This is a genomic window from Streptomyces sp. NPDC058257 (assembly GCF_042881845.1).
Lineage (GTDB): Bacteria > Actinomycetota > Actinomycetes > Streptomycetales > Streptomycetaceae > Streptomyces.
The window spans coordinates 336062-344486 of record NZ_JBHVXJ010000009.1; the positions used below are offsets into that span (position 1 = coordinate 336062).

At 70.6% G+C, this 8425-nt stretch carries 7 protein-coding genes; 3 read left to right on the forward strand and 4 right to left on the reverse strand.

Annotated elements, in window-relative coordinates:
• Nucleotides 1-952: 952 nt before the first annotated feature.
• The 4 genes from ACFVXC_RS23370 to ACFVXC_RS23385 form a co-directional block, all read right to left on the reverse strand.
• Complete coding sequence (locus ACFVXC_RS23370; RefSeq protein WP_389908033.1) at nt 953-1822, reverse strand: hypothetical protein; 870 nt, start codon at nt 1820-1822, stop codon at nt 953-955.
• A 2-nt stretch (nt 1823-1824) separates the two neighbouring features.
• On the reverse strand, nt 1825-2325 hold the full coding sequence (locus ACFVXC_RS23375) for a phage tail protein (protein ID WP_389908035.1): 501 nt from the start codon (nt 2323-2325) through the stop codon (nt 1825-1827).
• Between the two features lie 31 nt (nt 2326-2356).
• Nucleotides 2357-4303 carry a phage tail sheath family protein gene (locus ACFVXC_RS23380; RefSeq protein WP_389908037.1) on the reverse strand — a complete coding sequence of 649 codons (1947 nt, stop codon included), beginning with the start codon at nt 4301-4303 and terminating at the stop codon, nt 2357-2359.
• A 64-nt stretch (nt 4304-4367) separates the two neighbouring features.
• Nucleotides 4368-4664: a hypothetical protein gene (locus ACFVXC_RS23385; RefSeq protein ID WP_389908039.1), complete on the reverse strand. Its 297-nt coding sequence runs from the start codon at nt 4662-4664 to the stop codon at nt 4368-4370.
• A 177-nt stretch (nt 4665-4841) separates the two neighbouring features.
• Between ACFVXC_RS23385 and ACFVXC_RS23390 the strand changes: the two genes are divergently transcribed.
• From ACFVXC_RS23390 to ACFVXC_RS23400, 3 genes are all read left to right on the forward strand, one after another.
• A complete protein-coding gene (locus ACFVXC_RS23390; protein ID WP_389908041.1) occupies nt 4842-5045 on the forward strand; it encodes a hypothetical protein in 204 nt (67 codons plus the stop codon).
• 200 nt (nt 5046-5245) lie between these two features.
• Nucleotides 5246-5920: a BTAD domain-containing putative transcriptional regulator gene (locus ACFVXC_RS23395; RefSeq protein WP_389908043.1), complete on the forward strand. Its 675-nt coding sequence runs from the start codon at nt 5246-5248 to the stop codon at nt 5918-5920.
• Nucleotides 5921-5948: 28 nt separating this feature from the next.
• Nucleotides 5949-7817, forward strand: coding sequence for a DUF4157 domain-containing protein (locus tag ACFVXC_RS23400; RefSeq protein WP_389908045.1), 1869 nt, complete (start codon nt 5949-5951; stop codon nt 7815-7817).
• Nucleotides 7818-8425 lie beyond the last annotated feature (608 nt).

Consider the following 8425-nt stretch of genomic DNA (forward strand, 5'->3'; position numbering starts at 1 on the left):
GCGGGGCGTGGTGACGCTGCGCAGCGGCTGGGTGGGGAGAGGCCGGGGGCGCGGGCGGCGGTCGGGAGGCGGCGGTGGGGGTGTGCCGCGGTGCTGGGCGGGGGCGGGCTCGCCGGGTCGCGTCGCGTGTGCGCGGAGCTCCGGGCCGTGCGGCGCTGCCGGGCGCGCCGTCGGGTGGGGCGGTGTGGACGGGGGTACGGCGGGTTGCTCCCGCGGGGTGGTGCGGGCTTGCGGCGGAGTGGTGCGTACGGCCGGAACAGTCGCCGACTGCGGGCCCGGGCTGTGCGGCGCGTGGCTCGGTACGCCGCTTGCGGTCGGTGCTGGTGCCGGGGTGTCGCCTGGTGGGTGGTTCGGTGGGGCGGCTTCCTTTGGCGCGTGCCGTCGGGTGCGCTCTTGCCCGCCAGATGACCGTGACGGTGACGGAGGCGCTGACGGCATCGCCGTGATCCCCGGAACCGTCACAGAAACCACGTCCGCCGCCTCGTCATCACCTTCCCTTGGGGACGACACGGCAGTGGCCCGCGTCGGTTGGTTCTGCTCGTCCTCCTGGCCGCCGCTTACAGCCACGGGACGCGCGGTGGCTTCCGCATCGGCGTCCGCGCCCGTGTCTGTGCCCGCGCTCTTGCCCGCGCTCTTGCCCGTGTCTGCGTCTTCGTCTGCGTCGAAGAAGTCGTACTCGATCCGGGCCGGCAGAACATCCCCGCCATCAGACTGCCCGTACGGCACATCCGGACCACTCGGCATCCCGTACACCACCCCCGAGCCACCAGGCCCCCCGTACGGTTCCCCCGAGCCGTACCACGGCCGCAGGTACGCGAACCCGACGCCCGGCAGCGGCGGCACGAAGGTGACGCGCACACCGGTGTCCTCAGGGAGCCCGAGCAGCGCGCGTACCCGGGCGCGATGCCGGAACGGCCGCCGCCCGTCAGCCAAGACACCCCTCAGGTAGCCCTCATGCGCCACTGTTGAGCACCTCGATCGCGTCGGCGAGCACCTCGATGTAGGTGCGCCGCTTGTCGCGGGTCAGCTCCATGATCTCGTGTTCGCTCCAGTGGTAGTGGTACGCCAGGTAGTGCACTTCGCGGTAGAGCAACCCGCTGTCGGTGCGCAGTTCGCCGAGGAAGAAGCGTTGGATGTCCAGCGGTGCGATGATCACCCGGCCGCAGTGGACGCACCGCGCCTCCATCGACTGCTCGACGGATGGGGCGAGTTCGTGCATCCGCTGCTCGATCTCGGACCGGGCGGTTGCCGACAGCTCGGCTATCCGCCGCTGCTCCGGCCGGTCGCCGTCCGGTCCCAGCCGCTGCACGCAGCGGGCCAGGAGCGAGGTCAGGGCCTCGGCCTCGTTGCTCGCGGACAGTTCCGCGAGCTCTTCCTGGTCGGCCCCGTTCGGCAACCGGAAGGTGACCTCCAGGGGTTCGGCCGTCAGCGTCATCGTGTGGGCGGGGGCCCGCCGGCGGGCCTCCTCCACCGGCACGTCGGCGAGCGAGAACTCCAAAGACACCCGCTCACCGCACTCCGCCCAGGGGCAGACGAGATGTGCGCGGACCACGTCGCCGAAGCTCGCCCTGCGCAGGTGGAGCAGCAGGTACTGCCGGTCGGCGACCAGCAGCCCCCGGGCCACTTCGGGCGGTACGGGCGAGATGCCGCCGAGCCGGCGCACGCAGCGGCTGAGGACCTCGGTGATCAGCGCCGCGGGCCGCGGCGCGCGCGCGTCGGCGAGCAACTCCTCGTCGCGCCCGGTGAGCACCGCGAGCTCGAAGTCGCGGTGCAGCCGCTCCTCGGCGTCCCAGTAGCCGCCCGGCAGTACCCCCACGGACACCCCTACGTCTCCTTGGCCTCGGTCACCGAGGTGTCCCGCACCCAGCCCTCGTTCTCCAGCTTGACGGTGCTGATCATCACGGCGTTGCCGCTCGCGTCGAGCTGCGGCAGCGCCTGGTACTCCGAGACCCAGCAGCGGAAGATGTTGTACGCCAACACCTTCTGCCCCTGGTGGTTGTAGACCTCGATGCTGATGTCCTTACGGAAGGACGCCAGGGACATCGCCGCGTCACCCTGAAAGTTGTTGACCTTGTTCGCCCACGCCTCGAAGGTCGTGTCGTGTGTGACACCGGCCTCCAGGGTGAGCGCGTCGTACTTCGTCTTGCCGGGGATCTGGTGCGGTCCGCTCGAATCCCCGCCCTCGTACCAGGGCGTGACTTCCGTGGTGCGTTTGAGTGCGCTGCACTTGCTCAGGCCGGCCACGTACTGGCCATCCACCTTGATCTTGAACTTGAACCCGAGGTACGGGTCGAACCGCGTCGCGTTGACGCTGAACTTGGGCATCGGGCGCTCTCCTTCCGCTGGCGGTCGTCACTCACCCGGACGCGAGGCCGGCCTTCTGGCTGATCTTCACGACGACGAACTCCGCCGGCTTCAGGGGCGCGAACCCCACCAGGACGTTCACCACCCCGTTGTCGATGTCGGTCTGCGTCGTCGTCTCGCCGTCGCACTTGACGAAAAAGCCCTCCGCCGGCGTGGCACCTTGGAACGCCCCCTGGCGGAAGAGCGTCATCATGAACGAGCCGATGGTCAGCCGCAGTTGCGACCACAGTGGCTCGTCGTTCGGTTCGAACACCGCCCACTGGATGCCGTTGTAGATGCTGACCCGCAGCATGATCGCGGTACGGCGGACGGGCACGTAGCGCCACGCCGGGTCTGAGGTGATGGTGCGCGCGCCGAACACGACCACTCCCGCGCCGGCGAAGCGCCTGATGACGTCCACGCCCAGCGGGTTGAGGGTGCCGTGCTGCACGTCGCCGAGCTCCGCGGCGAGCCCGGCCACGCCGTTGAGGCTCGCCTCCGTGCCGGCCGGCGCCTTCCACACGCCGCGGCTCGCGTCGATACGGGCGTACAGTCCCGCGACGAACCCCGAGGGCGGCAGCAGGACGGGCTCCCGGGACCGGCCGGTCGGGTCCAGCGCCTTGACCCAGGGGAAGTAGAGCGCGCCGTACGAGTTGGCGACGGTGAGCTTGGTGCGGAAGGCGGCGGCCTCGTCGGCGGTGTCGTCGTGGGAGCCCGTCTCACCGATGTAGAACACGTCCTGGAGAGGCCGGTTGGCGCAGTAGGCCATGCCGAGGTCCAGCATCGACGTCGTCGCCTCGCCGGGGACGGCGAGGAGGCTGAAGTCCGTCACGTTGTCCAGTCGCGGGAAGCCTGAGCTGAACGTCGTCTCCGTCACCGCGGCGACGCCGTCGCTGCCGAGCGTCACCGGCGCGATGACCGGAGCGGTCAGCGCCGCGTCGCCGATCTGCATGACGTCGGCCTTGGCGGGGCGCCGGACCGCCGCTCCGTCCTCGGACCGCCCGCCGTTGCCCGCGCCGAGTTTGAGCAGGCCGGTGGCGTCCGCGGTCGCCGCCGGCTGGACGCGTACGGACGAGGTGGCGAGGGTGGTGGTGCCGGACTGGAGGACGAACCGGGACTGCCCGGCCACGGTCTCCACGGCGCAGGTGAAAGCGGTGAAGGCCGTGGCGTCGGTGGACGTCTTCTTCCGGGTCAGGGCGCGCACCGCGGTCTGCACCGCCGTCGCCACGTCCGCCAGCACGGTCGAGGCGCCGGCCGGCGCGGGCAGCGTGACCGCCTGGAACCCGTCGGCGTCCAGGTTGATCTGGAAGCCGAGGTTGCCGTTCAGCGGCAGGGTCGGTGCGAAGCCGCCCCGGTGGATGCCGCGCTGCACGCTGAGGTTGCCGGACAGCAGTTGGGCGCTGATGAGGGTGGAGTCCTGCGCCAGGACGGTGACCGCGTAGTTCGGGGCAGTCGGGTCGACGCTGAGGTTGTCGAAGACCTCCAGCGGGGCGGTGTCCTTGAAGTTGGCGGGCACGACCGCCGGGTCGGCCTGGCGTCGCACGCTGACCTTGAACTCGTTGCCCGGGTCGAGCGTTCCGTCCTCGATCTGGAGGAACAGCGTGTTGCCCCAGGTGCCCTTGCTGCGGGCCGAGAACGTCATGCCGCCGGCGACCGGCGTGGCCCGGTTGTTGACGGTGACGGTGGCGGTCGCGGCGTCGGTGCGGGTGACGCGCACGACGTAACACTGCCGCCCGCCGTTGTTGAAGTACTGGAACACGCTGTGCGCGAGATATCCATCGTCCGTGTACGTCCCGTACCGGCGCTGGAATTCCGTCCAATTCGTGATGCGGGTGGCTTCCTCCGGGCCCATCTCGGCGAAACCGACGAAGGCAGCCGTGGACGTGCTGGCGACGTCGAGCGGGCGCGTCCCGCCGGAAATCTCCTCGATGTAGACACCCGGATAAGTCAGAGTCGCCATGGTCGTCTCCTGTCGCAATACATCAGCCCGGCGCATTCGCACTCACGGCCGATTTCGGGCTCCCTCAGTCGTCCTGTGCCTCGACCCGCTTGGCGGCGGCCTTTCCCCTCCGACCCGGCGATTCGGCGGGCTCCGGAGCCGGCTCGGTTTCCCGCGCAACCTCTTCGGTGGGCTCCGCCGGTACGTCCTCGACCGCGATCAATCGCCGCGCCCGCAGCTTCTCCACCTTGGCGCTGCCGGCGACCTCCGCCTCGGGCAGTTCCCGCGAGACCTCCCCGGGAGACAGCCGTACCGCGCTCCCCGAAGCCAGCTCCACCACGACCGGCACGGAGGGAAGGAGACTTCTGATCCTTACGGCCACGTCGACTCTCCTCGCTGCGGGTGCGCCCCACGCCACGCCGCCTCCCGTGGCGGCAGCGCCGGAGCCACAACGCCAGCATCCCCCTGAGCCGTCACCCGTCCGTCACCACGGGCCGGTGCCCGACCCCGCGCCGCCCGCGGCAACGCCACGGTGACGAGACGGCGACAGGCTGGCATCATGACGTCTGGAAGAGGCAGAACCGGAGTGTGCGTGGTCCGCGTCCTGGTGCAGAGCCACGGAGCGCTGATCACGCTGCGGATCAACCCCGACATCGACACATTCTCGATGGGTGCCGAATCATCTACCGCAGACGTCGAATCCGCCCTACAGACGATGCGGGAATTCTTGCAGTCCTTCCTCGCCGAAACGCCCGGGAGTTGATACAACCAGCATCCGGCACCTGGCGGCTGAACGGCGACCCATCGCCTGATTTCTCCGACCGGTGAGTTCCGGACGGGGGACTGATGGGACCAGCTTTTCCGTACTTTCTGACCTCTGGAGACATGGGTGCACCACCTCCAGTGCTCCACTTGTTCGGCGAACTCCACGTAAGCGTGGGAACACGTCGGGTGGACATTCCGATGAGCTGCCGACGCCTGCTGGCCTTCGTCGCCCTGCGCCCCTTTCGGGTGGACCGGGCCTACGCCGCGGGCTCGTTGTGGCCGGTCAACGACGAGGACCGGGCGCACGGCAACCTGCGCTCAGCGCTGTGGCGGCTGAACCGCGTGGACGTCCACCTGCTGTCGGCCGACAAGCACGGGCTGATCGTGCACGATGACGTGGTCGTCGATCTGCACGCGGTCAGCGCATGGGCGACCCGCGTCATCGAACACACCGCGGCACAGGACGAGTTGCGTTCCGCGCCGCCCGGCCTGGAGGCGCTGGAGCTGCTGCCCGGCTGGTACGACGACTGGGCCCTGATGGAGCGCGAACGCGTCCGGCAGCGACTCCTGCACGCCCTGGACTCGCAGAGCCAGCAGTTGCGGCTCATGGGCTGCCATGCGGAAGCCCTGGACGTCGCGATGGCGGCGGTCAGCGCCGAGCCGCTGCGCGAGAGCGCGCAACGCACCCTCCTCCTGGCGCATCTGGCCGCCGGCAACTGGGTGGAGGGCCGGCGCGGCCTGGAGATGTACGCGCGCCTCCTTGAGCGGGAGCTCGGGGTGGAGCCGGCGCCCGACCTCACGGACCTGTTGTGGGACGGCGGCGACGCGCGCAGCGGTGGCAGGGGCGAGAGGAACGCCAGCCGGCAGGGGTGATCCGCACCCCGGCCGCCGGAAGGGAACCATGCAGACCACCGAGGACCACCAGAGGTCGCTGCCGTACCTGGTGCCCGCGACGCGGGAGCCGTCCGCCGCGCCGGTCCCCGGCGCGGGGAGCGGGGGCCCGACGCTTCAGCGCAGCCTCGGCAACGGCTATCTGCAGCGTGCCGCCGCGGAGGGCTGGGGGACGGGCGACTGGGACGAGGGCGACGGCATGAGCCCCGCCGTGCCGTGTGGTTGCGGGGGCGGCTGCGCCGGCTGCGGGCCGAGTGGGGCCGCGCAGCCCAAGCTGACCGTCGGGCCGGCCGACGACGCGTACGAGCGGGAAGCCGATCGGATCGCCGAGCGCATCACCGGGCCGCCGGGTGCACAAGGGGGGACGCCCCTCGTGCGCCGACGCGTGTCGCCCGACGCGGGCGCGCCGGGCGACACCGTGGCGCCGACCACCGGTGGCCAACCGCTGTCGGTCGCCACCCGCGCGTTCATGGAGCCGCGCTTCGGCCACGACTTCGGCCGTGTACGCGTCCACACCGACGCCGGCGCCGCCGCGTCGGCACGTGCGGTGCACGCCGACGCGTACACCCTCGGCCACCACCTGGTCTTCGCCGCCGGACGGTACGCGCCGGAAACCAGCCAGGGACAGCGGCTACTGGCACACGAACTGACCCACGTGGTGCAGCAGACGGGCGGCACGGGCCCGGCCGGGAGCGACTCCACCGCCGCCGGAGGGCCGAGCGCGACGGCCCCCGTCGTCCAGCGCAAGGTCACCGCGGACGGCGTCCAGGAAGCCCGGCCCCGTTACAGCTACTCCACGCACTGCGGATGGATCGACTGGGGCCACGTCCGGCCGGACGCGGCCGAGCTTCTGATCAGCCAGGTGCGGGCGGCGTCCGCGGTGCTGAGCGCGGAAGAGGCCGGGCGCTCCGGGCAGCCCGGCCACCACGCGGTACGGCACGACGAGCCGGGAGTCGGCGTGTACGAGGACTGCCCGGGGCAGTACGCGCCCGGCGAGCGCGCCGCTTCGGCCCGCCCGCGGGCGCCGCTGTTCGAGCGCACGCAGTTCCCGAACCACACGGAGACCGACCTGTACGGCTTCGAGGTCGGGCAGTCCGACCCCGCGCTGTTCGCGGGCGCCCTCTCCCCGATCGCCGCGGAACTCGCCGCCGACCCCAAGGCGTCGGGGGAGATCTACGGATTCTCGGACTGCATGGGCGTGGAGCGCGCCAACGTGGACCTGCGGGCGGCCAGGGCGCTGGCCGCGCTCCGGATGTTCCCCGAGGACCTGCAGAAGCGCTTCACGGCGACGACGTTCGCCAGCGCGCAGCAGTACCTGGCGAGCAACACCCACGAGGAGGGGCGGCGCCGCAACCGTGCCGTCGCGATAAAGATCCTCCGCCCGCTGCCCGCGGAGAACGTCATCGCCACGCAGCGGAGCGCGTTCCACGGGGTGACGGTCAACGCCGCGAGCGTGATCTCGAAGATCCTCCAACCGCTCACGCCCGACCAGGTGCTGCGCGTGTCCCTGGCGATCTTCATGGCCGTCTCCACGGTGTTCGAGGAGACGCAGGGCTCGACGGACTTCCTCACCGGCTCGTCGTTCTCCGAGGAGGACCTGCCGTCCAACCTCATCAGCTTCTACGTCGCCGCCAACCACCTGAGCTACCGGACGGACGTGGAGAAGATCTGCGACGTCTGGGACCCCACCCGTTCCCTGGCCGCGTTCCAGGGCTACACCTTCGGCCGGACGCGGTACACCTTCAAACAGACGCGGCTGCCGGCCGGCGGGGCGTGGCCGACGCAGTTCGACGCGATCCAGCCAGAACCGCCCGGGCGGCTGTGGCAGATAGGGCCGATGACGCTGATCGCGCCGGGGAGCGTGCAGTACGTGCCGTGAGGCGCGGGGTCAGCGAGGTGCCCGTGCAGTCGGACCTTGCGCCTGCCGAAAACCTCATCCGCGCAGTTCAAACGGCGTGTTGGTACTCGTCCAGCACTCCGCCTGTGCTGAGTCGATCGCGGCCGACACCCGCTCGCCGCCCTGCTGCTGCCCCAACTGCCCGGCCCCGTAAGGTGCTGAAAGAGTGTTTTATCCCGGGGAGGTTGTTTGGTGGCGCTTCGGGGTGTCAGTTGCCGAGGAACGGATGAGGCAGACGAGACGGTCGCGGTGTTTGGGACTGGTGTCATCGTTCGAAGGTCCGACGTCTATCGGTCGCTCCTGTCTGATCCCAACGCGGCCCCGCTTGACCTCGTTTGCGCCCTGGGGACATCGCCTGCTCGACGGTACGACCGAAACATGACGCGACACCGCCCGTATCCCAGCGCTCTTTCCGACGCGCGATGGGAGCTGATCGGGCCCACAGACGCTGCTCTCACCCCCGCCCGTATCGAGGGCCGGCCGGGCCGTGGCCGTGGGCAGCTCGCGGTTCACGGACGGGGTGCGTCTGTATGTCCCGGGCGCGTATGTGGTCTCGACCCGGCAATTGGGGGAGGTGACCGAGGCGCTCG